Genomic DNA, 25,442 nt, shown 5'->3' with positions numbered 1-25,442 from the left:
GGCGCCTTACGATTTTACGGACGCGGGCAGTGCATCGGGCAGTGAGAGTCACGAGTCACGCGATGCGAAAGCGGGGCGACTGCGACGGTGGCGTCGGATACGGGCACTTCCCGACACGCCCGAACGCACCCAGGCGCGGCGACGGAGCGTTCGCGCTCATGCGCTTCCTCCTGCTGTCGGTGTTACGGATCGTAGCCAGGAACGATCAAAGCTCGGGACTTCTTGCGCCAACACACTGGCCGCGATAAACGGCAGTGCTGCTGCAGAATTCCCCGGCGAATAGCTCTCATTTTTCCAGTCATGTAATCGCACGCTACGATTATTATCGGAATCGCCTAAATGCCACAATCACCCACCTAATAATCTCAATAGAAATTGCAACACAAAATGCCCAGCCGAATACCGTCAAGACAGCGCCATGATTTGCCCCCTGCTTCGGAGAAAGGGGAGATATAACCCCATGCACTGCACCCCAATTTATCGCCGCCGGAAGGTACTTTATTCCAAAATAGACAATGATCATTCCAACAACCCGGACACAAGACCCTTTCCAACCTTCGTCCGATATCAATTGATCAATTCGCGATCGCTTCATTTTTTCGCTGGCTTACCTAGTACCTGATGCCACCCTTGCCGCGATGCGGCCTGCCAAAATTAACAAGACCGGGAACTGGGTTCCTAGCTCAGGGCTGCAAGAGAACGGGCATTTACGAGGCCGTTGAACAGCTTCATCTTGGTTTATCCTGATCATCGCTACCGCTTGTCTTGTAGCTATCGCGTGCCTTCTGGTAGCTGTTGTCAAATGGTTTGATTTTTAACATATGAGCTCGACTGGAAATTCCTCCAAGTGCCATCGTTCCGAAGCCAGACAAGAAGGCCAACGCTCTGAGCCAACGGGGCATTTGGTCAAGCCCAAGTCCTGCAAAGGTCAAAACCAAACCAACCAGAAAAAGTATAACTCTCAGCCACGCCGCGAAATTACCGTCTTCGATCAGTTTATTTTTCCACACTTTCCGTCATTTCCAAAAAAATCTTTCCACGGCATTGGGCGACCTAAAATCAATTCATGATAGCAATGTGGGCCAATTCGCTATCTCATTGCCGCCCATCTTCGTCACCCTTTGATTTGTAGCTATCCCTTGCTCTCCCATGACTTCTATCAAAAGGTTTAATTTTAAGCATCTGCGCCCTACTTGATATCCCGCCAATAGCTGCTGTCAACAACCCCAACATAGCAACCCACATAGATTTATCATACTTCAACCCAGCGAATGCAATTACAGCACCGCCAATCGTTAATACCCCCTGAACCCATGTAGTGAAATTTCCGTCCTTCAACAGCCACTTCGGCATCGTTTTTTACCTCCTGCGGCCGCGTTCACCTGCACCCCATCGGCGCCATAAAGCGGCACGCCGGTTTAGGGTCGTGCGACTGGTATTGAGAAAGCTCTGGCCGTCGACAAAGTTGCTGACGGGGTAGCCACGATCAGTTCCGCAGGGGCGCCCGCTATCTCGACTATGCCGCGGATTTGAGACGGGTTCGGACTGTTGACCTGTTTGACGATGATCGGCGCGGCCCCGCGCCCAATCGTTGGTTATCGAGCGCGAGCTTACCGAAACATCAAAAAATGACTGTCAAAAATTGCCAAGCCATTGAAGGAAAACCACAAAATTCGAATTCCAGACACGTCTGATTGACATGCATTCGGACATATCTCGTCAAGTTCCCAACGCATGCGGATGGTGAACCAGGTCAGTCTCTTGGGCACACGTCATATGTGCGCGCCAATGGAACCGGCCCCTCGCAAAAACACCTCGCGAACGGCCGGCCCCGCTTCCGAACTTTCACGACAGATTGCCGTACAGCGCATGGTCGCTGAAGCTGCCATGCGCACAGAGGCGCAGCAGGTCCGTCCGCGCTTCGCCGGTATCACCGGTTTCGCAGGCGGCGCCGCCGGCCCGCCGCAGCCCTTCCCGCCCGATCCGCTCAGAACTTGTGACGGATCCCCGCGTGCACCATCACTTGCTTCGACGTCGACGACAGATCGGCCGCCCCGGGGATAACCGCCTGATCGAGCGACGAGCCGGTCGCGTCGCCGGCAACCCGTTGGTACGCACCCATCAGGTACACGTCGGTGCGCTTCGACAGGTTGTAGTCGGCCATCAGCCCGATCGAATGGATCTTCGGTTTCGCGCTGCCCGTGGTCGCGTCGTAGCGCACGGTCGTATACACATACTGCGCGCCCACGAAGAACGCCGGCGTGAACTGATACTTGCCGTTCACTTCGAAGTTCTGGTACTTGATCGCCGTGACCGTGCCGCCCGCGAGCGGCCCCGCGACGGGTTCGATCGTCTCGTCGCCGAACAGGTAGCCGACGTTCGCGGTCGGCCGCGTGACGTTGCTGTTCGTGTACGCGAACCCGAGCGTCGCGGGCCCGGCCGTGTAGTTGATGCCGGCGCCGAAGATCCGCAGCCGCGCGGACGCGAAGTTCGCATCCGCCCCGACCGACCCCGAGCCCGCGATCGCGCCGCCGGCCGTCGCGCCCGGGTTGTCCGCATTCAGGAATGCCGCGCCGACCAGCAGGCCGCCCTGCTCGTACTGCGCACCGACGCTCCACTGCCGGTTGTTCGCGAACCCGGTGTCGTTGCTGAAGCTGTACGTGCCGCCGAACGAGAAACCGGCAAAATCCGGGCTCGCGTACTTGACCGTGTTGTTCACGCGGAACGTGTTACCGGTGTTGTCGTTGTCGAGCGGATGCGAGAACGGGTAGACGCCCCAGCTGCCGTTCGCGGTCGTCGGCGCGAGATAGTCGACGACCGAGTCGTATTGACGACCGAGCGTCAGCGTGCCGAAGCGCGTGTTGCCGAGCCCGACGTAAGCCTGCCGCCCGAACATGCGGCCGCCCTGCGCGAGCGTGCCGCTGTTCACGTTGAAGCCGTTCTCGATCTGGAACAGCGCGCTGTAGCCGCCGCCGAGATCCTCGGTGCCCTTCAGCCCCCAGCGGCTACCCTGCGCGAAGCCGCTCGCCATCTGCCACGCACTGTGGCCGCCTACATTGTTCGTATAGTCGATGCCGGCATCGACCAGCCCGTACAGCGTGACGCTGCCTTGTGCAAAGGCCGGCGCCGCACAGAGCGCCGGCATCGCGACGAAAATCAATCTCCAGTTCATTCGTTTTCCTTATTGATATGTTGATTCCAGGCCGCACGTCGAGGTGCGGCCAGGCTTACTTCGTACCGTAGATGTCGAAGTCGAAATACTTCTTGTTGATCTTCTGATACGTACCGTTCGCGAGGATCGCCGCGAGCGCGCGGTTGAACGCGTCGCGCAGGTCGGTGTCCTGCTTGCGCAGCCCGAGGCCGTCGCCCTGCCCGAAGTACTTCGCGTCGTCGATCGCTGCACCGACGAACATGAAGTCCTTGCCCTGCGGCTTCTTCAGGAAGCCGTCGCTGGCCGCGATCGATGCCTGGAACGCCGCGTCGAGCCGCCCCGTCACGAGATCGGCGTACACCTGGTCCTGGTTCTGGTACGACTCGATCTGCACGCCGGCCGGCTGCCAGTTCGCGATCGCATAGTCGGCCTGCGCGGAGCCCTGCTCGACGCCGACCCGCTTGCCCTTCAGCGACGCGGCCGTCGGCAGCAGCGGCGAACCCTTGCGCGCGATCAGCCGCGCCGGCGCGTTCGAGATCCGGTTCGTGAACGCGATCTGCTGCATCCGTTTCGGCGTGATCGTCATCGACGACGCAATCACGTCGAACTTGCGCGCGAGCAGCCCCGGAATCATCCCGTCGAAACTCGACTCGACCCACACGCAGCGTGCACGCAGCTCCGCGCACAACGCGTTCGTGATGTCGATCCCGAAGCCGGTCAGCGTGCCGTCGGGCAGCTTGTATTCGAGCGGCGGGTAGGTCGGATCGACCGCGAGGCGGATCTCCTTGCCGGTCCAGTCGCCCGCCTGCGCGGCCCCCGTAATCGTCGTCGCCGTCAGCGCCACCGCGAGCGCCGCCTTCCACTGTTTCATTGCCCGTCTCCTTGCTTCCGTTGTTGAAGGTGAATCGAATCCGTGTGTTCGCGTCACGCGAGATAGCGCTCGGCGAGCGCGATCCAGTAGCTCGCGCCGGTCGCGAGGCACGCGTCGTTGAAGTCGTAGCCCGGATTGTGCAGCCCGCAGCCGGCCGCGCCGTCGCCGTTGCCGATCGACAGGTAGCTGCCCGGGCACGCGTCGAGCATGAACGCGAAATCCTCGCTCGCCGCGATCGGCCGCAGATGCGGAATCAGCGCGTCGTCGCCACCCCATTCGCGCGCCACGTCACGGGCGAACGCCGTTTCTGCCGCGTGATTGACGAGCACCGGATAGCCGTGTCGATAGTCGATCTCGGCCGTCGCGCCATAGCTGTCGGCCTGACCTTGCACGATCGCGCGAATGCGCCGCTCCAGCAGCGCGCGCACGTCCGGTGACAGCGCACGCACGCTCAGTTCGAGATCCGCATGCGGCGGAATCACGTTCGATGCGGTGCCCGCGTGGATCGAGCCGGTCGACACGATCGCCAGTTCCTGCGGATTCACGTTGCGTGACACGACCGTCTGCAGCGCCATCACGATCGACGCGCAGACCACCACCGGATCGATCGTCGTGTGCGGCGCCGCGCCATGGCCGCCGCGCCCGATCACCCGCACGCGCACCTCGTCGGCCGACGCCATCGCCGGGCCGTCGCAGAAGCCGAGCACGCCGGCCGGCAGCCCCGGCACGTTGTGCATCGCGAATACGGCATCGCACGGGAACTGCGTGAACAGCCCGTCGTCGAGCATCCGCTTCGCGCCGCCGAGCCCTTCCTCCGCCGGCTGGAAAATCAGGTGCAGCGTGCCGCTGAAGCGTCCGCGCTCGGCCAGACACCGGGCCGCCGCGAGCAGCATCGCCGTGTGGCCGTCGTGGCCGCACGCGTGCATCACACCGTCGCGGCGGCTCGCATGCGGAAGCCCGGTCGTCTCGCGGATCGGCAGCGCGTCCATGTCCGCGCGCAGGCCGAGCCGCTTCCCGGCGCCGCGCGTGAGCGTGCCGACCACGCCGGTGCCGCCGAGGCCGCGCGCGACCCGATAACCCCATGTTGTCAGGCAGTCGGCGACGAGTGCGCTCGTCGCCTCTTCTTCGAAACCGAGCTCCGGATGCGCGTGCAGCCGGTGGCGCAGCGCGATCATCTCGGTCTCGATGGCCGCCATTTCAGGCGGAATGCGTTCTCGATCCAACCCTGATACTCCTCGATGCGTGCCGGTTGCCGATCGCCGGAATGGCAGATCGTGGCGAAATCGTAGGCAGCGAAAAAACCGGCGAACAGCCGCAGTTTCGTTATGATGACAACCTTTCGTTGTCGGGTATCGCACCCTCAGCTCCATCAAAACCATGAGCACGATCAAGCTGCATCAGTTGCAGGCGCTCGTCGCGAGCGCGGAGGCCGGCAGCATCCGCGGCGCGGCGCGCACGCTCGGGCTGTCACAGGCGGCCGTCACGCGCGCGCTGCGCGAGCTGGAGGCCAGCGAGCGCCTGCCGTTGCTCGTGCGCGCGCCGGAAGGCATCGGCTTCACCGAGTACGGGAAGACCCTGCTCACGCACGCGAAGCTCGTGCTCAAGCAACTGGAGCACGCGCAGAGCGATCTCGAGCGGATGCGCGGGCGCGTCGAGGGGCGGCTGAGCGTCGGCGTGACGCCGTGGCTGACGATGACGTTCCTCGCCGAAACCGTGCTGCGGTTTCGCGAACGGATGCCCGACGTGCGGCTCGAGCTATACGAAGCGCTGATGGCCGTCGCGCAACCGCTGCTGCGCGACGGCAGCATGGATTTCGCGCTCGGCCACGTGCAGCCCGGCAGCGGCGCGCAGGAATTCGCATTCCAGCCGCTGCTGCGCTACGACACGTCGGTGATGGTGCGCGCCGGCCATCCGCGCGAGCGCGCGAAGTCGGTGCACGACCTGCTCGATTGCGACTGGGTGCTGAATTCGTCGCCCGACGGGCAGGCCGCGCTCGTTGACTATCTGTTCACGCGGCACGGCGCGCAGATCGACGAACGGCGCATCGTGCGCGCGCAGTCGGTCGCGATGCTGCAGACGATGCTCGAACAGGCCGGCATGTGCACCTGGTGCCCGACCATCCTCGCGGCGGTGCCGCCGTTCGGCGAGCGGATGCGCGTGCTGTCGCTGAAGGAAACCTTCGAGCCGAGCGAACTCGGCATCGTCACGCGTCGCAGCAGCACGCTGAGCGACGCCGCGCGCTGCTTCATCGACTGCCTGCTGCAGACGATCCGGCGGCATGCGCGCTCGGCGCGGAAGGAGGATCTCGCGCTGTTCCGCACGCTGACGCTGTTGATCTGACGGTGTAGGGCTGCGGCTGCCAACATCGAGCGATTCCGTATTCCTCTGCGCGCGGCAATGTTCTATACTGCCCCCCAGTATCCGGAAACCACGATCCCATGCCGCATTCCCCCGAAGAAAAGAAACGCGTGCTGACCCGCGTGCGCCGTGTGCGCGGGCAACTGAACGCGCTCGAGCAGGCGCTCGAGGAGGGAGCGGACTGTGGTCCGATACTCCAGCAACTGGCTGCCATCCGCGGCGCGATCAACGGCGTGATGGCCGGCGTGCTCGAAAGCCATTTGCGCGAGGAATTCACCCAGCTCGCGGACGCCCCGCGGCCCTCGTCCGGATCGATCGACGATATCGTGACCCTCGTTCGGTCCTACCTGCGCTGACCGACCGGGGAGCGTCGACCTCCGAGCCATTCGATGATTTTTTTAACAGGATTGCCATGAAATCACGTGCCGCTGTTGCGTTTGAGGCGGGTAAGCCGCTGCAGATCGTCGAAATCGACGTCGAACCGCCCCGCAAGGGCGAAGTGCTCGTCAAGATCACTCACACGGGCGTCTGTCACACCGACGCCTTCACGCTGTCGGGCGACGATCCGGAAGGCCTCTTTCCCGCCGTGCTGGGCCATGAAGGCGCCGGCATCGTGGTGGAAGTCGGTGAAGGCGTGACGAGCGTCAAGCCCGGCGACCACGTGATTCCGCTCTACACCGCCGAATGCGGCGAGTGCCTGTTCTGCAAGAGCGGCAAGACCAATCTGTGCGTGTCGGTGCGCGCCACGCAGGGCAAGGGCGTGATGCCCGACGGCACCACGCGTTTCAGCTACAACGGCCAGCCGATCTATCACTACATGGGCTGCTCGACGTTCAGCGAATACACCGTCGTCGCCGAAGTCTCGCTCGCGAAGATCAACCCTCAGGCGAACCCCGAGCAGGTCTGCCTGCTGGGTTGCGGCGTCACGACCGGCCTCGGCGCGGTGAAGAACACCGCGAAGGTACAGCCGGGCGATACGGTGGCCGTGTTCGGCCTCGGCGGCATCGGTCTCGCGGTGATCCAGGGGGCCAAGCTCGCGAAGGCCGGCCGCATCATCGCGATCGACACCAACCCCGGCAAGTTCGACCTCGCCCGCGTGTTCGGCGCCACCGACTGCGTGAACCCGAAGGACTACCAGGAGCCGATCCAGCAGGTGATCGTCGGGATGACCGGCTGGGGCGTCGACCACAGCTTCGAGTGCATCGGCAACGTCAACGTGATGCGCGCGGCGCTCGAATGCGCGCACCGCGGCTGGGGCCAGTCGGTCGTCATCGGCGTCGCGGGCGCCGGCCAGGAAATCTCGACGCGCCCGTTCCAGCTCGTCACCGGTCGCCGCTGGCTGGGCACGGCATTCGGCGGCGTGAAGGGCCGCTCCGAACTGCCGGGCATGGTCGAGGAAGCGATGGCCGGCACGATCCAGCTCGCACCGTTCGTCACGCACACGAAGCCGCTCACCGGCATCAACGAAGCGTTCGACCTGATGCACGAAGGCAAGTCCATCCGGACCGTCGTGCATTTCTGAACCCACGCGCGAGGAGGCCCGCTGCAGCAAGCGGGCTGCTCGCGCGATGTCGCCGGCAAGCCGCGAGGCTTGCCGGCGCGATGCATTCTCCGCACCCTCCGCTGTCAGACCGGCAACGATCGCCAGCCAGTCACACCGCTGCTCCCACAGGCCCGCGACGAGCATTCGCTCCGTATGACCGAACGCGATGATCCCGCCGCCGTTGCGACCATCAACCGCGCACGCGCCGCATCCGGAGCGTTGCCGACGGCGATTCCCCGAACGCACGCTTGTAGTCGATCGCGAATCGCCCGAGATGCGCGAAGCCCCATTTCAGCGCAACGTCCGTCACCGACGCGAGCCCCGGTGTCGCATCGTCGAGCAGTTCGTCGCGCACATGTTGCAGACGCAACTGACGCACGAATGCCATCGGCGTGATGCCGTGGCGATTGCGGAATCCCGCGAACAGCGTGCTCGGGCTCACGCCCGCGAGTTCGGCGAGCCGTTCGATCGTCAGCGGCTCGTCGACATGCGTGCGGATGTATTCCTCGACGCGCCTCACATAGAACGGCGCGAGCGGCGCCGGCGCGACGCGTGCGCCATTGCGTGCGCTGTTCGGCTGGCCGTACAGCAACAGGTTGAGCAGCGTCGATTCGAGCTGCTCGAACGCGAGCGGATGGCGCAGTGGATGCCCGTCCGTCGCGATCGCATCGGCGAGCATCGGCAGCATCTGCGCGAGGCACGCGCCCTGCGGCGACGACAGCCTGAATTCCGGTTCGAACTCCACCGGCGCGCGCCGGTCGTCGCCGAAATGCCGCTGCGCATGCCGCTCCATCACCTCGCGCTCGATGCGCAGGATCACTTGCGGGCACGCGTCGCCCCACCGCATCCTGAGCGGCAGCGTCGGCGACAGCAGCGACGCGGTGTCGGGTGACGACACGAAACGCGTCGTGCCGCATTCGATCTCGGCGTCGCCGCGCAGCGGAATCTGCAACAGATAGAAGTGCTCGAGCGGCCCGGGTTCGATCGACACCTCGCCGCCGTAATCGAGCAGATTCAGCGACAGGTTGCCCCAGCGCGCATGGTGCATGCGGCTGTGCAGCGCGCACGAGTGGCCCGTCAACGTAAGCCGATGCGGCTTGAACACGTCCGCCACGCGCGCCCGCACTTCGTCGAGATCGTTCGACTGCAGCAGCAGCGTGTCGTGATTGAAACAGGCGGCGTCGCCCAGCCAGCCCGTTCCGGCAAATTGCCCCATCGAAGTTCTCCCGTCGTGCCCGATCGCACTTGCGCCGTGCACGGACTCCCGATTCCGGGGAATCCGGCTGCACGAGCCGGATAGCGTCGGCGTATCCGGACAGTTAGCGTCGTTACACTACGCAAGCGCTGCGCCCATGACGCAAGAAGCGGGCCGTTCGCGCATCGTAGAAAACTGTGCGCGCCTTCCGCATCCGCACATACCCGCAGTGCACCGCGTGCCGGCCCGGCGCGGCGGGCCGATCCACAGGTTTCCGCAATTCGCGGATACCGGCCGAAGAAAGCGGATAGAAGCGCGCGTTTCGTCCGCCAATACTGGGCTCAGGAAAATCACGAACGAATTGGAGGGACACATGAAAGGACGACACATCGAGATCCCGTCGCCGGACGGCGGGGCGTTTCGCGCGTACCTGAGCAGGCCGGCCGGCGGCACGGGGCCGGGCATCGTGCTGTGTCACGAGATCTTCGGCGCGAACGCGACGATGCGCGACGTGGCCGACTATTACGCCGAGGAAGGCTACACGGTGCTCGTGCCCGACCTGTTCTGGCGCCAGGCGCCCGGCATCGAACTCGGTTACACCGCGGCCGACGCCGAGCGCGCAATGGCGCTGTACCGCGAGTACGACGAAAACAAGGGCGTCGAGGACGTCGCCGCCGCGCTGGCCGTGCTGACGCAACGGCCGGAATGCACGGGGCGGGCCGGCGTGCTCGGCTACTGCCTGGGCGGCAAGCTCGCGTATCTCGCCGCGTGCCGGCTGCCGGACGTGGCGGCCGCCGTCTGCTATTACGGCGTGGGGATCGAGCACGCGCTCGACGAAGCCGCTCACCTGCGCGGCCGCCTCGTGCTGCAGATTCCCGCGCAGGACCGCTTCTGCCCGCCCGACGCGCAGCAGCGCATCGCCGCCGCGCTGACGGGGCGCGATGGCGTCGAGGTATACGTATACCCGGGCGTCGATCATGCGTTCGCGCGCATCGGCGGCGATCATTTCGACAAGGCGGCCGCGGTCATGGCGCACCAGCGCGCGATTGCCGCGTTCCGCGCGGCGCTCGGCCCGCACTACGACCTGTCCACCCTGTGGGAAGAACATCTTCGGCACGAGTTCGACACGCGCAACGTCGACGCGACGATGGCAACGATGGTCGCGCAGCCTTACGTGAACCATATCCCGACGCTGACGGGCGGCGTCGGCCACCACGAGCTCAAGCGCTTCTACACGCATCACTTCGTGCATGCGAACCCGCCGGACACGACGATCACGCCGATCTCGCGCACGATCGGCGCGAGCCAGATCGTCGACGAGCTGCTGTTCTGCTTCACGCACACGACCGAGATCGACTGGATGCTGCCCGGCGTCGCGCCGACCGGCAAGCGCGTCGAGATTCCGCTCGTCGCGATCGTCAAGTTCCGCGGCGACAAGCTGTATCACGAACACATCTATTGGGACCAGGCGAGCGTGCTCGTGCAGATCGGCCTGCTCGACGCGGCCGGGCTGCCCGTCGCCGGTGTCGAAACGGCGCGCAAGCTGCTCGACGAAACCGTGCCGTCGAACGGTCTGATGCGGCGCTGGCACGACAGCGCGTGAACGCGAGCGGACAGGCAGGAGGCGCAGGCGGTGCGCCGAACGCGCGCCGCCTTGATTCAATCATTCCAGGAGACACCCCATGACTGCCCTTGCTGGCAAAGTCGCGCTCGTCACCGGCGGCGCCACGCTGATCGGCGCCGCCGTGGCGCAGGACCTGAGCCGCGCCGGCGCATGCGTCGCGATCCTCGATCTCGATGCGGAAAACGGCGCGCGCGTGGCCGATACGCTCGGCGAACGCGGGATGTTCATCGCGACCGACATCACCGACGACCGCGCGATCGAACACGCGGTATCGGCCGTCGCCGAACGCTTCGGCGCGATCGACCTGCTAATCAACCTCGCCTGCAGCTACGTCGACAACGGCATCCAGGCGTCGCGCCGCGACTGGCTCGCGGCGATGGACGTCAACGTCGTGTCGGCCGCGATGCTGGTCAAGGCCGTTCATCCGCACCTGACGCGGCGCGGCGGCGGCGCGATCGTGAACTTCAGTTCGATCTCCGCGCAATGCGCGCAGACCGGCCGCTGGCTCTACCCGACCTCGAAGGCCGCGATGCGCCAGCTCACGCGCAGCATGGCGATGGATCTCGCCGCCGACCGGATTCGCGTCAACTCGGTGTCGCCCGGCTGGACCTGGTCGCGCGTGATGGACGAGCTGACGCACGGCGACCGCGCGAAGACCGATCGCGTGGCCGCGCCGTTTCATCTGCTCGGCCGTGTCGGCGATCCGTCGGAAGTCGCGCAGGTTGTCACGTTCCTGTGCAGCGACGCCGCGAGCTTCGTGACGGGCGCCGACTACGCGGTGGACGGCGGCTATTCCGCGATGGGCCCCGAGCAGGCGGTGCCGGCGATTCCGCGCCTCGCGGAGTAACCGCAAAGCGCTTCCACCGCCCGCATTCCGACCCAAGTCATTCGTTCTACAAAGGATTTCGTCATGAAACGCATCGCTATCGTCGGCGCCGGACAGTCCGGCCTGCAACTCGCCTTCACGCTGCTCGACCAGGGCTATCACGTCACGCTCGCGACCAACCGCGACGCGCAACAGATCCGCTCCGGCAAGGTCATGTCGAGCCAGTGCATGTTCCATACCGCGCTGCAGATCGAGCGCGATCTCGGCCTGAACAGCTGGGAAGAAGCGTGCCCGTCCGTCGACGGCATCGGCATCGCGGTGCCGCATCCGGAAGGCAACGGCCGCAAGGCGATCGACTGGTCGTCGCGGCTGACCCGCTACGCGCAATCGGTCGACCAGCGCGTGAAGATGGCCGACTGGCTCGACGCGATCGCGCGCCGCGGCGCCGACGTGCGCATCTGCGACGTCGGCGTGCCGGAACTCGAGGATCTCGCGCGCAGCCACGATCTCGTGCTGCTCGCGGCCGGCAAGGGTGAAATCGTCAACCTGCTGGGCCGCGACGACGCGCGCAGCGCGTTCGAGCGTCCGCAACGCGCGCTGGCCCTCACCTACGTGAAGGGGATGACGCCGAGCCAGCCGTATTCGCGGGTGCGCTTCAACCTGCTGCCCGGCATCGGCGAATACTTCGTGTTTCCTGCGCTGACCACGACGGGCCCGTGCGAAATCATGGTGTTCGAAGGCATTCCCGGCGGCCCGCTCGACTGCTGGGCCGACGTGAAGACACCCGAGCAGCATCTCGACCGCAGCCTGTCGTTCCTGCAGCAGTACGTGCCGTGGGAATTCGAACGCTGCCGCGACGTCGAACTCACCGATGCGAACGGCACGCTGTCCGGGCGCTTCACGCCGACCGTGCGCAAGCCGTTCTTCCGCCTGCCGTCGGGCCGCACCGTGTTCGGCATGGCCGATGCGGTGGTCGTCAACGATCCGATCACCGGCCAGGGTTCGAACAATGCGGCGAAATGCGCGAAGGTGTACGGCGACGCGATCCTCGCGCGCGAAGCCGCGCCGTTCGACGAAGGCTGGATGCACGAAACGTTCGAACGCTACTGGGCATATGCGCAGCACGTCGTGCGCTGGACCAACTCGCTGCTCACCCCGCCGCCGCCGCACATTCTCGAACTGCTCGGCGCGGCCGGCCAGTTGCCGACGCTGGCCGCGACGATCGTCAACGGCTTCGACGATCCGCGCCAGTTCTGGCCGTGGTGGTTCGAGCCGTCCGCCTGTGCGGCGCTGATCCGCGCACACGCCGAGCGTTCGGAGTAAGCGACATGGACACCACCACTTCCTGCGATCCGGCCATTGACCCGCTGCAACTGCGCGCCGCATTCGGCCAGTTTCCGACCGGCGTCACCGTGATCACCACGCGCGCGCCGGACGGGCGCAAGGTCGGCCTCACCGCGAATTCATTCTCGTCGCTGTCGCTCGACCCGCCGCTCGTGCTGTGGAGCCTGCGCAAGGTGGCGCCGAGCCGCCCCGATTTCGTCGCGGCCACGCACTTCGCGATCAACATCCTCGCGCACGACCAGATCGAACTGTCGCGCCGTTTCGCGACGCCGAGCGCCGACAAGTTCGACGGCGTGCCGCACGTGGACGCCGATGCGGGCGGCGTGCCCTGCCTCGACGGCACGAGCGCGCGCTTCGTGTGCCGCAACGTCGGCCATTACGAAGGTGGCGACCACCTGCTGTTCATCGGCCAGATCGAGGCATTCGATACGAACGGCCATGCGCCGCTCGTGTTCCACGCGGGCCAGTATCGCGCGATCTCGGCTCATCCCGATTTTTCTCGCGCCATTTGATCAGTAATACAAACAAATATCCAGGAGATGGTGATGATGAAATGCGGCTCTCGCCTGCTTGCGATCGCAGGCCTCGTGTTCGCCGGCCTGAGCGGACCCGCGCCGGCCCATGCGACCGACCTGCCGGCGGTCAACCTCGGGATGACCAGCTTCCTCGACGGGATGCCGCCCGCCGGCTCCGGCTGGTACGGCACGCAGTATCTCGAGTACTACACGGCCGGCCGCATCAACGACAATGCCGGCAACAAGGTCGGGCTGCCGAAGCAGGATATCGACCTGTTCGCGGGGCTGAGCCAGCTCGTCTACCAGTCGCCGCTGACGTTCGGCGGCATGCATCCGGGGCTCGACGTGATCCTGCCATGGGTGGCATCCGTGCATACCAACGACGGGATCGGCAACGTCGCGCTGAATTCCCGTGCCGGGTTCGGCGACCTGGTGGTCGGCCCGTTCATCCAGTTCGACCCTGTGATGGGCGCGCACGGCCCGCGCTTCGCGCAGCGGGTGGAATTCCAGTTCATCGCGCCGACCGGTGCCTACGATCCGGCGCGTGCGATCAATCCGGGTAGCCATTTCTGGTCGTTCGATCCGTACTGGGCCGCGACGTTCTGGGTCACGCCGAAGTGGACCGTGTCATGGCGGCTGCACTATTTGTGGAATGCGACCAATCACGAACCGGCCGCCGCGCTCGGGCCTGACGTGACGTCGACGCAGGCCGGTCAGGCCGTTCATGCGAACTTCGCGACGGAGTATGAAGTGCGGCCGGGGCTGCGGCTGGGGCTCAACGGGTACTGGCTGCGCCAGACCACCGACATGAAGGCGAACGGCCAGGATGTTGCCGGCACGCGGGAAGCCGTGCTGGCGATCGGGCCGGGCGCGATGGTCAGCTTCTCGCCGCAGGATCACCTCATGTTCAACGCGTATTTCGAGGTCTATGCGCGCAACCGGCCGCAGGGCACGCGGATGGTGTTGCGGTATGTGCATCACTTTCAGTAGCGCGCAGGCCGGGGCGCGGGCGTCGGGTCAGTATCGTATGACGATTTCAACGTACACCTTCGGCGCGTGAAAGTGTGTCCTATAGTTCTGGGGATGGTAAGGAGACACCAAGACATCACGAACAGGAAGGGAACACGCGATGGCGACTTCTGCTCCTCCCCGGCATTTTCCGCGCGCCGCCAAGCGGCTGATGCGTCGTGTGGCGGCGGCTGCACCGGCGTTGGCCGTCGGCGTCGCGATTTCCTCCTGCGGCGGCGACAGCTCGGTGAGCTCTGGCGAACCGGCCTTCGCGACCGAGGCGCGCCCGCAGATCGACGCATTGCTCGCGGATACGATGACGCCCGGCGCCGTCGTCTATGTGCAATCGCCACACGGTAACTGGCTCGCGTCGTTCGGCACGGCCGTGCGCGGCACGAACACGCCGATCCCGACCAACGCGCACTTCCGCGTCGGCAGCGTGACGAAGACGTGGACGGGCACGGTGATCCTGCAACTCGTGCAGGAAGGCAGGCTGCACCTGACCGATCACGTCAGCCAGTACGTCGCCAACGTGCCGAACGGCGACTCGATCACGATCGAGCAGTTGCTGACCATGCGCAGCGGCCTCTACAACTACTCGACGAATCTCGCGTTCAACCAGACGCTGGATGCGCAGCCGAACAAGGTGTGGACCACCGATGAGCTGTTGGGCATCGCGGAGAGCCAGCCCGTCTATTTCGCGCCGGGCGCGGATTTCCGCTACTCGAACACGAACACCGTGCTGCTCGGCCTGATCATCCAGCAGCTCACCGGCATGAGCGCCGCCGATGCGATCCGGACGCGGTTGTTCGCGCCGCTCGGCCTGACCGAAACCGCCCTGCCGCCGCAGGACAACACGGCGCTGCGGGCGCCGTCGGCGCAGGGCTATCAGTGGGGCACCAATACCGAAACGATCGACAGCGACGCGCTGTCCCCGGCACGCCAGGCGGCCGCGAAAAACGGCACGCTGCAGCCCGCCAACGTGACGACCGTCAATACGTCGTGGGCATGGACGGCCGGCTCCGGCATCTCGACCGCGACCGAACTGGGTGCATACGTGCAGCGCATGGTCGGCGGCGGCTACCTGAACGCCGACCTGCAGGCGCAACGGCTCGCGAGCTGCACGCCGATCGATCCGTCGAATCCCGCATCGGCCAGCTACTGCATGGGGCTCGCGAAGTTCGGTACGTTCTACGGACACACCGGTGAAATACCGGGCTTCAATACGTTCGCCGGCTACGACCCGGCGACGAAAACGACGATCGTCACGTGGGCGAACACGGGCGCCGGCCCCGACGGACGCGCACCGGCCAACGAGATCGCGCGAATCATAATGGCCGAGCTCAGCAAGGCGTCGGACGTGCCGAGCGAGGGGCGGCCGTGACACACCGGCGCCGGCAATCGTGGCCGCCCTATTTCACTGCCTGCGCCGCCGGCGTGAAGCTGCACTTCGGATCGCTCTTGCCCCGCGCCGAACAGCATTCGAGCAGGTCGCTCACTGACTTCGCGTTCGCCGCATTCCATTCGTAGAGGCTCTTGTTGTTGTCGATCGGCATCCAGTGCGTCAGCGGATACCGGCTCGCGCGCGCGTTGCTGCCCTTCGGCGGCGGCAGCATTCCGGCGGCGAGCGGCACGTAAATCTTGCAGCTGTTCTGGTCGCCGATACGGTGACAGCCGATGCACGTGTTGCCGGGCGTGCTGATCGCATGCGAGGTCCACGACGCGAAGTCGGCGCCGAGATTCACATACTTGCCCCACGGGTCGGTCGGCACCTTGTTCCATACCTGCCCGATCCACGGGCTGTACATGACCGGGCTCGCGTCGTGACACGACACGCAGCGCTTGGTCGCGGTCGCAGCCGGCTTCCACCAGAACTCGGCCGCGGACGGATGGCCGGGCGGCGGCGTCGTCTCGTTCGGCGGCGGCACGCGCGCGGCGTTCATGCCGGCCGTGCCGCCCTTCTCTGCATGAAACCAACAGGTCTTGCCGTTGCCCGCATGGTGCAGCACGATGTCGACTTCGTCGTAATACGGGCTGCGGTTCGCGCGGATCTGCTTGCGACGGCAAAACGCCGAGATCTGCGTGTCGCCGTGGGACAGGTCGAGGATCTTCGAATAAGGCGTGCACTGCCCGGACGTCGGCGCGTCGTACGGCAGCAGCGCCGGGCGATCGCACGTCATGTGCGCCGCATAGCGCGCGGGCACGCGGCCGTTGACGGTGATCGGCACATCGGTGCCGGCGTTGCAGTCGAACGCGGGAATCTCGCCGATTTCGTCGGTGCACTGCTGCGCATACGCATGCAGCGACGCATCGGCGTTGTCCGCCGCGAGCGCGCCCGACGCGCCGGGCGCCGCCTGCACGGCCAGCAGCATCGCCAGCGCGGCGACGCGGGTTCTCGTCGTCATGCCGCCCCCTTCGTGTAGCGCAGCGCCACCTTGCGAATGGCCTCGATGTACTTGACGTAGCCGGTGCAACGGCAGATGTTGCCGCCGACCCAGGTTTCGATCATCGCGTCCAGATCGCGCTCGTGCACCGGCTGCGCGCGCAGATGGTCGAGCATCGCGGTCGCGGCCATCAGGAAGCCCGACGCGCAGTAGCCGCACTGGAACGCGAACGACTCGAGAAAGCTCTGCTGCAGCGGCGACAGCGCGCCGCCCTGCGCGAGCCCTTCGATCGTGTACACGTGCATGTCCGCCATCGCGCTGACCGGCGTCGAGCACGACAGCGTCTTTTCCATCGGCGCATCGGGCGTGTTGCGCACGCCGACCGTGCATGCGCGGCACACGCCGATGCCGCAGCACAGCTTCGTGCCCGTCAGATCCCGCCGCTCGTGCAGGAAGTCGATGAGGTTCATGTCGCCGTCGGCGGCGTCTGCTTCGACGGGCTTGCCGTTGATGGTCATCCGGACCGGATTGCTCATTGCAGTGCCTCCCGAATCTTCTCCGGCGTCACGGGCGTCACCCGGAACCGCCGCCCCGTCGCCATCGCGAGCGCGTTGAGCAGCGCCGGTGCGATCGGACACATCACCGCTTCCGCGATGCCGCGCGCGTTGGCCGGATCGCCGGCCGGCGGCGGCAATGCGATCAGCTCCTGCACGGGAATGTCCGGCAGCCGCGTGACCTCGTAGCGATCGAGATTCCAGCGGCCGCCGCCCGGCCCGTCCGGCCCCAGCGGGCAGGTTTCGGTCAGCACGTTGCCGATCCCCATCGCGACCGCGCCCTGCGACTGCCCTTCGACGAGTTCCGGCGACAACTGCCGGCCGACGCTCACGGCCGTCACCACGTGTTCGACCTTCACGCGCCCGGTCGCCGGATCGACCGCCACCGCGACGAGCGTCGCCGACGGCGCATAGGTCGTCCGCCCGTAGAGTGACGTATTGACCGGTGGCGGCTGCAGCACGCGCTGCAGCGGCGCGAGACGATACGGGTCGAGGCCGACCGCCACGTAGTCGTAGTCGATCTGCGCACTGCCGGACGCGAACGGATAGGTGCCCTTCCAGAAGTACCCGGCATAGCTCGCGTGCACGGCCGCCACGGTCTGCAGGCCCAGCTTCCCGATCGTGCCGAGCAGCGCGGGCCACGAAATCGGCGCGAGGCCGTTCGCGACGAGCGTGCGATCGACCCAGCGCACGTCCGCGGCGCGCACGTTCACGCCCCACCGTGCGCGCGCGGCCGGCAGCACGCTTTGCAGAAACAGCGCCTGCGCGGCCCCCTTCACCGCGTGGAATTGATGGAACGCGCCGAGGCACGCGCTCGACGAACCGTAGTAGTAGCGCACCCAATTCGGCGCGCTCGACGGGCCTTTAGGAGTGAGCCCGAGCGCGTTGAACGGCGCGATCTCGCTCATCGCAATCGTTTGCGCGTTCTGCCCGAGAAATTCAGACGGTGCGAGACCCAGCGTCGTGGCCGCGCCGTTGCCCATGTCGGTGTACGGCGTGATCACGCGCAGGTTGCCGTCGGGCAGGATCTGCACCATCCCGAACATCCCGTCGCCGGACGTGCCGTACGCCTCGTTCGCCATCGCGAGACCCACGCCATACCGGAGATTGCGCGTGTTGCGCTCGGCACGCGTGTGCTCGCGCTCGAGCCATAGCGGGTGACGCTCGAGCCGGTCGAGCAGCGCGTCGAGCTGCAGGTCGAACAGGATCGGCGCACCGGTGATCGCGCGGCCCTTGCCGGGACCGGGCGCCTTGCCGAGCAGATTGGCGCGCCGGATCTCGAACGGCGACAGCCCGAGCTGGCGCGCGGCCTCGTCCATCAGCGTCTCGATCGCCATGAACGCCTGCGGGCCGCCGAAGCCGCGCTGCGACCCACCGAACACTTCCCGCGTATAGGTGGACGCGGCCTGCGCGCGTGCGCGCGGGATCTCGTAGCAGCTCATCGCGCTCAACGCGGCAAGCTGCGCGACGTACGGCGACAGGTTCTTCTTGCCGCCGCCGTTCAACAGGAAATCGCAGGTGATCGCTTCGAGCTTGCCGCGACGGTCGAACCACAGCGATTCGGAAAACTGCGTCTCGCAGCGTTTCAGGCCGACCTGGAATTGTTCATAGCGCGACTGCTGCCAGCGCAGCGCGCCCTTCGCGAACGGCGCCGCCAGCGCCAGATACAGCGGGAAATAGGACTTGTCGCGTCCGCCGAAACCGCCGCCCGGATAGCACGCGATCACATGCGCCTCCTTGACCGCGATGTCGCTGCCGTCGAACAGCGCGCACGCGCCGGTCGCATCGTCGTTCGCCGACTGCGTGCCGAGCACGAGGCTCATTTTCGCGGCGGACGTGTCGTACCACGCGAGTCCCGACTCGGGCTCCATGAACATCGGGTCGATCGCCGGCGTCTGGAAGCCGTTGTCGCCGGTCGCGCGAACGCCGATCCACGCGCCGGCGGCCGCCTGGCGAGCAATCGTCGCGTCGATGTTGGCGACTGCCGCCTCGCGTTCCTCCAGGTACTTCGCGCTCGGCTTGCCGTTGCTGTCGGTCTGGTAGTTGTCGACGTAGTTGAACCGTCGTTCGTCGTCGCGCACGTAGACGGTCACGGGCAAATACGGCACGACCGGTGCGGCCGGGCCCGCGCCGGTCGATGCGCCGTAGCGGATCACGCTGCGATTGAAGTCGAGCAGCTTCTTCGCGTGGCGATAGACGTCGAAGTTCTCGAAGATCAGCAGCGCGGCCGGTTGCCCGTAGCAGTCCGCCGGATGACCGGGCCGCGCGAGCCAGTAGATGTCCTGGTTCGCGATCGGATCGGGTTCAGGCGCAAGCGGAATCCGGCGCGCGCTCAGCAACGCGCTGTCGACGATCGCGATCGGTCGCAGCTCGGGCGGCAGCACGCTGAGATCGTAGCCCTGGTACACGGCGTCGACGCGGTCGCAGCGCAACGCATAGAGCCAGTTTTCCTGCTGCGGCCAGCCGACGAAGTCGCGGGCCTTGAAGTCGCGCGCATAGATCTTCTGGCCCGTGACCTTCGGCATGCCGTCGATGCGCCAGCGCGCCTTGCCGGGCACCGGCGCCCAGTTCGGGCCGTTCGCGTCGGCCTGCGCTGCGTCGCCCGCGGCGAGCACGACGGCCGGCAAATGGGTGACCGACACGGCGACGACGGCGCCGCTACCGGCGAGCTTCAGAAACGTCCGGCGTGTCACAGGCACATGGATGGCCATGCTGCGTCCCTCGTTCGAATTGTTATGTCGGTCCGTCGACTGCGCGACGCGCGTCGCCACGCCGGCCGCGTGGGCGCCGATGCGCAGGTGTCGATGAGAAGATGGTGTACCGGGCGCGGTTGCGGGCGCCGGTGCTCAGGAGTCGGGACGCAGAGGATGCGCGACGATGCCCGGCGGGTTCGCGGGTTCACGCCACGCGGATGGGCGCCTGCTCGATGAAGCGTCGGACCGCGTGCGTCGCGCTGTGTGTTCGTTCATGGTTCCCCCGGCCTTGATCGTGGACGACTGGCCTGTTTTCCGTATCGTCGGGCAGACGCTCGATTTTCAGTTGTCGTGTTCGATATATCGGGCACGCAGGTCAATCGCCCGTGCGCACCGTCGTTCGAGCCTGATTTTGAATAATCGTAGGAATTCGAAACGGGAATTTCAAGGGGATTTTGGAGCGGCACGCGCGGTGCGCACCGGTCTTGCCAGGCCCGACTTCCAGGCCGGCTGGCGCGCTGCCGCGGCTGCGTTCGCGACTAGCCGCAGGGGGCCCACCCGCACGGGCAGTGGACTACGGCTGTGTCCAGGGTCGACCAGGGGTCCGGGTTGCGTTGACGCCGCTATGATCGACCTGTCTCGCGGCGCCGCCCGGGGGGAGGAGGAGCCTCCCATGAAGACCTACCGTGCCGGCCGACCGGTGCGGCCGGGCCGGCACGCCAATTCGTTTCGCGCGGCCACCCGCGCCGCTGCTCAGTGTCCGATGCTGGCGAGGGACGGCAGCAGCACGCGATACACGTGAATCATCGCCGGCCCGAGCAACACGCACATGAGCGCCGGGAAGATGTTGAAGATCAGCGGGAACAGCAGCTTCAGCGCGATCTTCGCGGCGCGTTCCTCGGCGCGCATCCGCCGCCGCGTGCGCAGCATGTCGGACAGCACGCGCAGCGATTCGGCGATGCTCGTGCCGAAGCGGTCGGCCTGGATCAGCATCGCGCAGAATGATTCGATATCCTCGACGCCGGTGCGCAGCGCGAAATTGCGCAGCGCGGTTTCCTTCGTGAACCCGGAACGCATCTCGAGCAGCAGCAAGTCGAGCTCGCCCGCGACCACTTCGCTGCGAAAGCGCAGCTCGTCGGTCACCCGCATCAACGCCGCATCGAGCCCGAGCCCCGCTTCGACGCAGACGGTCAGCAAGTCGAGCGCATCCGGGAAATCCTCGAAGATCACCCGCTGACGCGTCGCGATCCGCCGCGAGAGGATCACATTCGGCACGTAGTAGCCGATCCCGGCGAGCGCGACGAGAATGAACGACAGCAGCATGCGCTGATCCGCAAGCCGCGTCGTGGCGAGCGCCAGCAGCGCCGCGCCCGGCAGCACCAGCGCGAGCACCGTCTTCGCTGCGAAGTAAAGCGCGCCCGCGCTCGGATTGCGCCAGCCGGCATTCATCAGCCGAATCCGCAGCGGAGAATTCTCCCACCCCTCTTGCGGCACCGACAACCGGGAGATCGGTTGCGACAGCTCGACGAATTTCGCGATCCAGCGCGACGTTTGCCCGTCGCCGCCGTCCGCACCGCCGCCGATGCCCACGCTTGCTCCGCTCGCCTGTTGAATCCGGCGCTCGATGTTGCGCGGCGCAAACAGCAGCATCGCGACCAGCACGCCGCCGGCGACGAAGATGAACAAGCCGGCCAGCATCACGGTATGTATTACGCTCAGGTTTTGCATGACAGCCTCGAATCGGTTCGTGAAGCCTGAGACACGCGTCAGACGCGAATCCGGATGATGCGGCGAATCCACAGCAGGCCGAGTGCCATCGACCCCAGCATCGCGCCGACCATCTTGATGCCGGCCGGATCCTGCCAGAGCACCGACAGAAACTCGCGGTTCAACATTGCCATCATGGCCGCGGTGCCGAACGGCAGCAGCCCGAGGATCCAGGCCGACAGCCGCCCTTCCGCCGACAGCACGCGGACCTTGTCGAACAGCTTGAAGCGCTCGCGCACCAGCGACGCGATGCTGTCGAGCAGCTCGGCCAGGTTGCCGCCGGTCTCGCGCTGGATCAGCACCGCGATCACGAAGTAGCGCAGGTCGTGGGCCGGCACGCGCGTCGCGAGGTTCACCAGCGCATCGTGCAGCGACACGCCGTAGTTGATCTCGTCGAACGTGATCCGGAATTCACCGCCCATCGGATCGGGAAACTCCTCGCCGACCATCCCGAGCGCGCTCGAGAACGAATGGCCGGAGCGCAACGCGCGCGCGATCATGTCGCAGATGTCCGGCAGCTGGCGCTCGAGCTTGACCATCCGCCGGTTGCGATGCCGCATCACGTACATGGCGGGCAGGCATGCGGTCAGCAGCGCGATCGGCAGCACGACGATCAGCGGCAACGGGGTGACGGCCAGGGCGAGCGCCGCCGTGACCGGCAATACGGCGCTGATCGTGACCAGCTTTGCGACCGTCCAGTCGAGCCCCGACTGCTGCAGCACCAGGTCCAGCGCCTGAATACGCGGCACCCGCATCAGCAGCCGGTCGAACGGCTTCGACTCGTCGAGCATCCGCTTCTTGAGAATCGACAGTCGCTCCTGCTGCACGCTGCCGCCGGCCGACATCGCGCGCAGGCGCGACTCGATCCGGCGTGCCGCGGCACCATGACGCGCGTTCCACCATTGATAGACGCCCTCGATCGCGAGCACGACCGCGACGAAGGTGAGAATCACAAAACCGTAATAGATCGAGTCCATGAGGCCTCCCCGGAATCAGACGATGGCGCGTCGTCACTTCGTCTCGTAACGCTGCGCCGGGTCGTACAGCGAATCCGGCAGGTTGATGCCGAACGCCTGCAGACGCTCGGCGAACTTCGGCCGCACGCCGGTCGCGCAGAAGTGTCCGCGCACCGTACCGTCGCGATCCATGCCGGTGCGCTTGAACGTGAAGATCTCCTGCATGTTGATGATGTCGCCTTCCATCCCGGTCAGCTCCTGGATGCTGACGATCTTGCGCTTGCCGTCGGTGAGCCGCGTCGCCTGGACCACCACCGAGATCGCCGACGCGATCTGCTGGCGCATCGTCTTCGGCGGCAGCGTCAGGCCGCCGACGCTGATCATGTTCTCGAGCCGCGTGAGCGCATCGCGCGGCGTGTTCGCGTGGATCGTCGCAAGCGAGCCTTCGTGGCCGGTGTTCATCGCCTGCAGCACGTCGAATGCCTCCGCGCCGCGGATTTCGCCGAGGATGATGCGATCGGGCCGCATCCGCAGCGCATTGCGCACGAGGTCGCGCTGCGAGATTCCGCCGAGCCCCTCGGTATTCTCCGGCCGCGTCTCGAGGCTCACGACATGCGGCTGCAGCAGTTGCAGCTCGGCCGCATCCTCGATCGTCACGATCCGCTCGTGCTCCTCGATGTGCTGCGACAGGATGTTGAGCAGCGTCGTCTTGCCGCTGCCGGTGCCGCCCGACACGAGCACGTTCACTTTCGCGTGGGCCAGCGCGTCGAGCAGTTCCGCCATCGGCGGCGTGAGGCTCTGGTAGCTCACGAGGTCGTCCATCTTCAGCGGGTTGACCGCGAAGCGCCGGATCGACATCAGCGGCCCGTCGATCGCCGACGGCGGAATGATCGCGTTCACGCGCGAGCCGTCCGGCAGACGCGCATCGACCATCGGGGTCGACTCGTCGATGCGCCGCCCGACCCGCGACACGATCTTCTCGATCACCTTCATCAGGTGCGCGTCGTCGTAGAACGTCACGTCGGTCAGCTCGAGCTGGCCGCTGCGTTCGACGTAGACCTGCCGGTACGTGTTCACGAGGATGTCGGAGATGCCGGGGTCGCGCAGCAGCGACTCGAGCGGGCCGAAACCGAACATTTCGTCGTACACGTCGATCGCGAGCTGGCGCCGCTCGATGTCGTTCGCGAGCAGCCGCTCCTCGTCGAGAATGCGCGAGATCAGCGACGAGATTTCCTGCCGGACCTGTTCCTGCGGCAGGCGTGACAGGCGCTCGAGCTCGACGCGGTCGAGCACCGTCAGGTGAATTTCACGGCGCAGCTTCTGGTACGCATCGCGTACCGACGAATGCGCCGCACCTGCCGGTTCGGTGCCCGCCGCCTGCGGCTGCGTCCGGTACAAGGACATCTGTTCGCGCAATGACATGATGGTTTCCCCGAAAGATTCACATGGATTTGAGCTTCGGCGTGGCCTTGCGGCCGAACAGCCGGGACATCAACGGTTCGCTGCTGGACGTGCCGTGCCGCGTGCGCACGTCCCCTTCGACGATCTGCTTCGCGCAGGCCTGCAATGCCCGCGTCACTGCGGCGCTACGTGCGACGCGCGAGGCCGGATGCCCGAGGTCGAGCGCTTCGCGCACCGTGTCGACGTCGTCGGGTATCGTGCAGCTGGCATGCAGGCCGAGCACTTCCTCGAGCGCGGCGCGGGACCGGTCGCCCGCGCGCGTCATCCGGTTCACCACCAGCCGCAACTGGTCGAGCGGGTAGCCGAGCGACACGAGAATCTCCAGCAGCCGGCGCCCCGCGCGCACGTGCGGCATCGCGGGCTGCAGCACGAGCTGGATCTGGTCGCTGCGATCCAGCGCGATCATCGACAGTGGATTGATGCTCACGCCGATGTCGAAGATCACGAAGTCGTAGCGCGGCGCCGCGACGCCGAGGATCCATTCGAGCGCATCCTCGCGCATCTCGGCGGCCTTGACCGGGTCGCCCGCGCCCGCCAGCACGTGAAAGGTCGGCGTCACGTGCGCGACGCTCGCGTCGAGAAACGCGCCGTCGAGCCGCTCGATCTGCGCGCAGAGCTGCGGCAGCGTCGACGGCGGCGTCTCGTCGCTGACGAGGAACGCGGCATCCGCGAACTGCTGGTTCAGATCGACCAGCAGCACGCGGCGCTTGTGGGCTTCGGCGATCTCGTACGCGACGTTGCTCGCGGCGAAGCTCGTGCCCGCGCCGCCCTTGCACGACATGAACGACACGAAGCGCGTGTCGCCGCCGTCGCGCCGCGTGCTTTGCGCGGCGGCGCGTTCGAGCGCGTGGGCGAGCGCGGCCGGATCGATCGGCCACTGCAGCACGTCGCGCGCGCCGGCGCGCATCGCGTCCAGCAGCACATGGGGCGCCGCATCCGCGGTCACCAGGATGCCGATCAGGCACGGGTGCAGCCGGCAGATCCGCTCGATCGCCGACAGCTCGGCCGCATCGGTCAATGCGCCGTCGATCAGCAGGATATCGAATGAATCGAGTCCATCGGTGCGATGCTCGATCTGGGACGGCCGACCGTGCGCGCGTGTCACGCGATAGTGTCCGCTGTCCGTGACCAGACGCGCGATCTGCATGAGCCGGGCGGTATCGTCGGCGGCTACGAGGATATTGATCATGAC

Annotated in this window: 22 protein-coding genes; 9 read left to right on the top strand and 13 right to left on the bottom strand. The window is 66.0% G+C overall.

Annotated elements, in window-relative coordinates; translation table 11 throughout:
- Nucleotides 1–728: 728 nt before the first annotated feature.
- From ACP26O_RS32805 to ACP26O_RS32785, 5 genes are all read right to left on the bottom strand, one after another.
- Nucleotides 729–1,010, bottom strand: coding sequence for a hypothetical protein (locus tag ACP26O_RS32805; protein ID WP_175665700.1), 282 nt, complete (start codon nucleotides 1,008–1,010; stop codon nucleotides 729–731).
- Nucleotides 1,011–1,095: 85 nt separating this feature from the next.
- Nucleotides 1,096–1,353, bottom strand: a complete 258-nt coding sequence (locus ACP26O_RS32800) for a hypothetical protein (RefSeq protein WP_175665701.1) — start codon at nucleotides 1,351–1,353, stop codon at nucleotides 1,096–1,098.
- Between the two features lie 634 nt (nucleotides 1,354–1,987).
- Nucleotides 1,988–3,172 carry a porin gene (locus ACP26O_RS32795; protein ID WP_011661193.1) on the bottom strand — a complete coding sequence of 395 codons (1,185 nt, stop codon included), beginning with the start codon at nucleotides 3,170–3,172 and terminating at the stop codon, nucleotides 1,988–1,990.
- A gap of 55 nt (nucleotides 3,173–3,227) precedes the next feature.
- Nucleotides 3,228–4,022: an ABC transporter substrate-binding protein gene (locus tag ACP26O_RS32790; RefSeq protein ID WP_175665740.1), complete on the bottom strand. Its 795-nt coding sequence runs from the start codon at nucleotides 4,020–4,022 to the stop codon at nucleotides 3,228–3,230.
- 53 nt (nucleotides 4,023–4,075) lie between these two features.
- Nucleotides 4,076–5,245 (bottom strand): M20 aminoacylase family protein, encoded by a 1,170-nt coding sequence (locus ACP26O_RS32785; RefSeq protein ID WP_175665741.1) that lies wholly within the window; start codon nucleotides 5,243–5,245, stop codon nucleotides 4,076–4,078.
- 154 nt (nucleotides 5,246–5,399) lie between these two features.
- Between ACP26O_RS32785 and ACP26O_RS32780 the strand changes: the two genes are divergently transcribed.
- The 3 genes from ACP26O_RS32780 to ACP26O_RS32770 all read left to right on the top strand — a co-directional run bounded on the left by ACP26O_RS32780 (nucleotide 5,400) and on the right by ACP26O_RS32770 (nucleotide 7,902).
- On the top strand, nucleotides 5,400–6,362 hold the full coding sequence (locus tag ACP26O_RS32780; protein ID WP_175665742.1) for a LysR substrate-binding domain-containing protein: 963 nt from the start codon (nucleotides 5,400–5,402) through the stop codon (nucleotides 6,360–6,362).
- Nucleotides 6,363–6,460: 98 nt separating this feature from the next.
- Nucleotides 6,461–6,736, top strand: coding sequence for a formaldehyde-responsive transcriptional repressor FrmR (frmR, locus tag ACP26O_RS32775; protein ID WP_006753040.1), 276 nt, complete (start codon nucleotides 6,461–6,463; stop codon nucleotides 6,734–6,736).
- Between the two features lie 56 nt (nucleotides 6,737–6,792).
- The gene (locus ACP26O_RS32770; protein WP_006753041.1) at nucleotides 6,793–7,902 is read left to right on the top strand and encodes an S-(hydroxymethyl)glutathione dehydrogenase/class III alcohol dehydrogenase; all 1,110 of its coding nucleotides are present in this window, start codon (nucleotides 6,793–6,795) and stop codon (nucleotides 7,900–7,902) included.
- Nucleotides 7,903–8,113: 211 nt separating this feature from the next.
- Here the strand turns inward: ACP26O_RS32770 and ACP26O_RS32765 are convergent, their stop codons facing one another.
- Nucleotides 8,114–9,139 (bottom strand): AraC family transcriptional regulator, encoded by a 1,026-nt coding sequence (locus ACP26O_RS32765; RefSeq protein WP_175665743.1) that lies wholly within the window; start codon nucleotides 9,137–9,139, stop codon nucleotides 8,114–8,116.
- A gap of 352 nt (nucleotides 9,140–9,491) precedes the next feature.
- Here ACP26O_RS32765 and ACP26O_RS32760 point away from each other — a divergent pair, with 352 nt between their 5' ends.
- The 6 genes from ACP26O_RS32760 to ACP26O_RS32735 all read left to right on the top strand — a co-directional run bounded on the left by ACP26O_RS32760 (nucleotide 9,492) and on the right by ACP26O_RS32735 (nucleotide 15,819).
- A complete protein-coding gene (locus tag ACP26O_RS32760; protein ID WP_175665744.1) occupies nucleotides 9,492–10,721 on the top strand; it encodes a dienelactone hydrolase family protein in 1,230 nt (409 codons plus the stop codon).
- A gap of 79 nt (nucleotides 10,722–10,800) precedes the next feature.
- Entirely contained in the window at nucleotides 10,801–11,589 is a 789-nt protein-coding gene (locus ACP26O_RS32755) for an SDR family oxidoreductase (RefSeq protein WP_105788373.1), read from the top strand.
- A gap of 63 nt (nucleotides 11,590–11,652) precedes the next feature.
- A complete protein-coding gene (locus ACP26O_RS32750; protein ID WP_175665745.1) occupies nucleotides 11,653–12,891 on the top strand; it encodes a styrene monooxygenase/indole monooxygenase family protein in 1,239 nt (412 codons plus the stop codon).
- A gap of 5 nt (nucleotides 12,892–12,896) precedes the next feature.
- Nucleotides 12,897–13,424: a flavin reductase family protein gene (locus tag ACP26O_RS32745; RefSeq protein ID WP_175665746.1), complete on the top strand. Its 528-nt coding sequence runs from the start codon at nucleotides 12,897–12,899 to the stop codon at nucleotides 13,422–13,424.
- A 33-nt stretch (nucleotides 13,425–13,457) separates the two neighbouring features.
- Nucleotides 13,458–14,417: a SphA family protein gene (locus ACP26O_RS32740; protein ID WP_175665747.1), complete on the top strand. Its 960-nt coding sequence runs from the start codon at nucleotides 13,458–13,460 to the stop codon at nucleotides 14,415–14,417.
- A 139-nt stretch (nucleotides 14,418–14,556) separates the two neighbouring features.
- Nucleotides 14,557–15,819 (top strand): serine hydrolase domain-containing protein, encoded by a 1,263-nt coding sequence (locus tag ACP26O_RS32735; protein WP_175665748.1) that lies wholly within the window; start codon nucleotides 14,557–14,559, stop codon nucleotides 15,817–15,819.
- 28 nt (nucleotides 15,820–15,847) lie between these two features.
- On the opposite strand, the gene ACP26O_RS32730 is transcribed toward ACP26O_RS32735, so the two are convergent.
- From ACP26O_RS32730 to ACP26O_RS32700, 7 genes are all read right to left on the bottom strand, one after another.
- Nucleotides 15,848–16,840: a hypothetical protein gene (locus ACP26O_RS32730; RefSeq protein ID WP_175665749.1), complete on the bottom strand. Its 993-nt coding sequence runs from the start codon at nucleotides 16,838–16,840 to the stop codon at nucleotides 15,848–15,850.
- Nucleotides 16,837–17,355: a (2Fe-2S)-binding protein gene (locus ACP26O_RS32725; RefSeq protein ID WP_175665750.1), complete on the bottom strand. Its 519-nt coding sequence runs from the start codon at nucleotides 17,353–17,355 to the stop codon at nucleotides 16,837–16,839. Before ACP26O_RS32725 ends, ACP26O_RS32730 begins: the two co-directional genes overlap by 4 nt.
- Nucleotides 17,352–20,084 carry a xanthine dehydrogenase family protein molybdopterin-binding subunit gene (locus tag ACP26O_RS32720; protein WP_175665751.1) on the bottom strand — a complete coding sequence of 911 codons (2,733 nt, stop codon included), beginning with the start codon at nucleotides 20,082–20,084 and terminating at the stop codon, nucleotides 17,352–17,354. Before ACP26O_RS32720 ends, ACP26O_RS32725 begins: the two co-directional genes overlap by 4 nt.
- Before the next feature lie 735 nt (nucleotides 20,085–20,819).
- Nucleotides 20,820–21,794, bottom strand: a complete 975-nt coding sequence (locus ACP26O_RS32715; protein ID WP_175665752.1) for a type II secretion system F family protein — start codon at nucleotides 21,792–21,794, stop codon at nucleotides 20,820–20,822.
- A gap of 38 nt (nucleotides 21,795–21,832) precedes the next feature.
- The gene (locus tag ACP26O_RS32710; protein WP_175665753.1) at nucleotides 21,833–22,810 is read right to left on the bottom strand and encodes a type II secretion system F family protein; all 978 of its coding nucleotides are present in this window, start codon (nucleotides 22,808–22,810) and stop codon (nucleotides 21,833–21,835) included.
- Nucleotides 22,811–22,843: 33 nt separating this feature from the next.
- Nucleotides 22,844–24,211 carry a CpaF family protein gene (locus ACP26O_RS32705; protein WP_426356421.1) on the bottom strand — a complete coding sequence of 456 codons (1,368 nt, stop codon included), beginning with the start codon at nucleotides 24,209–24,211 and terminating at the stop codon, nucleotides 22,844–22,846.
- A 19-nt stretch (nucleotides 24,212–24,230) separates the two neighbouring features.
- Nucleotides 24,231–25,439 (bottom strand): AAA family ATPase, encoded by a 1,209-nt coding sequence (locus ACP26O_RS32700; RefSeq protein ID WP_426356420.1) that lies wholly within the window; start codon nucleotides 25,437–25,439, stop codon nucleotides 24,231–24,233.
- Nucleotides 25,440–25,442 lie beyond the last annotated feature (3 nt).

The organism is Burkholderia sp. R-40, assembly GCF_049942845.1.
Classification (GTDB): domain Bacteria; phylum Pseudomonadota; class Gammaproteobacteria; order Burkholderiales; family Burkholderiaceae; genus Burkholderia; species Burkholderia ambifaria.
The sequence above is the reverse complement of the archived record's forward strand: the minus strand, read 5'-3'. Positions and strand labels throughout refer to the sequence as shown.

What these genes read in the sequence shown, in the direction of transcription:
- ACP26O_RS32800 (WP_175665701.1), bottom strand. Translation starts at nt 1,353, where the DNA reads ATGCCGAAGTGGCTGTTGAAGGACGGAAATTTCACTACATGGGTTCAG.
- ACP26O_RS32795 (WP_011661193.1), bottom strand. Translation starts at nt 3,172, where the DNA reads ATGAACTGGAGATTGATTTTCGTCGCGATGCCGGCGCTCTGTGCGGCG.
- ACP26O_RS32790 (WP_175665740.1), bottom strand. Translation starts at nt 4,022, where the DNA reads ATGAAACAGTGGAAGGCGGCGCTCGCGGTGGCGCTGACGGCGACGACG.
- ACP26O_RS32780 (WP_175665742.1), top strand. Translation starts at nt 5,400, where the DNA reads ATGAGCACGATCAAGCTGCATCAGTTGCAGGCGCTCGTCGCGAGCGCG.
- frmR (WP_006753040.1), top strand. Translation starts at nt 6,461, where the DNA reads ATGCCGCATTCCCCCGAAGAAAAGAAACGCGTGCTGACCCGCGTGCGC.
- ACP26O_RS32770 (WP_006753041.1), top strand. Translation starts at nt 6,793, where the DNA reads ATGAAATCACGTGCCGCTGTTGCGTTTGAGGCGGGTAAGCCGCTGCAG.
- ACP26O_RS32765 (WP_175665743.1), bottom strand. Translation starts at nt 9,139, where the DNA reads ATGGGGCAATTTGCCGGAACGGGCTGGCTGGGCGACGCCGCCTGTTTC.
- ACP26O_RS32760 (WP_175665744.1), top strand. Translation starts at nt 9,492, where the DNA reads ATGAAAGGACGACACATCGAGATCCCGTCGCCGGACGGCGGGGCGTTT.
- ACP26O_RS32755 (WP_105788373.1), top strand. Translation starts at nt 10,801, where the DNA reads ATGACTGCCCTTGCTGGCAAAGTCGCGCTCGTCACCGGCGGCGCCACG.
- ACP26O_RS32750 (WP_175665745.1), top strand. Translation starts at nt 11,653, where the DNA reads ATGAAACGCATCGCTATCGTCGGCGCCGGACAGTCCGGCCTGCAACTC.
- ACP26O_RS32745 (WP_175665746.1), top strand. Translation starts at nt 12,897, where the DNA reads ATGGACACCACCACTTCCTGCGATCCGGCCATTGACCCGCTGCAACTG.
- ACP26O_RS32740 (WP_175665747.1), top strand. Translation starts at nt 13,458, where the DNA reads ATGATGAAATGCGGCTCTCGCCTGCTTGCGATCGCAGGCCTCGTGTTC.
- ACP26O_RS32735 (WP_175665748.1), top strand. Translation starts at nt 14,557, where the DNA reads ATGGCGACTTCTGCTCCTCCCCGGCATTTTCCGCGCGCCGCCAAGCGG.
- ACP26O_RS32730 (WP_175665749.1), bottom strand. Translation starts at nt 16,840, where the DNA reads ATGACGACGAGAACCCGCGTCGCCGCGCTGGCGATGCTGCTGGCCGTG.
- ACP26O_RS32725 (WP_175665750.1), bottom strand. Translation starts at nt 17,355, where the DNA reads ATGAGCAATCCGGTCCGGATGACCATCAACGGCAAGCCCGTCGAAGCA.
- ACP26O_RS32720 (WP_175665751.1), bottom strand. Translation starts at nt 20,084, where the DNA reads ATGGCCATCCATGTGCCTGTGACACGCCGGACGTTTCTGAAGCTCGCC.
- ACP26O_RS32715 (WP_175665752.1), bottom strand. Translation starts at nt 21,794, where the DNA reads ATGCAAAACCTGAGCGTAATACATACCGTGATGCTGGCCGGCTTGTTC.
- ACP26O_RS32710 (WP_175665753.1), bottom strand. Translation starts at nt 22,810, where the DNA reads ATGGACTCGATCTATTACGGTTTTGTGATTCTCACCTTCGTCGCGGTC.
- ACP26O_RS32705 (WP_426356421.1), bottom strand. Translation starts at nt 24,211, where the DNA reads ATGTCATTGCGCGAACAGATGTCCTTGTACCGGACGCAGCCGCAGGCG.
- ACP26O_RS32700 (WP_426356420.1), bottom strand. Translation starts at nt 25,439, where the DNA reads ATGATCAATATCCTCGTAGCCGCCGACGATACCGCCCGGCTCATGCAG.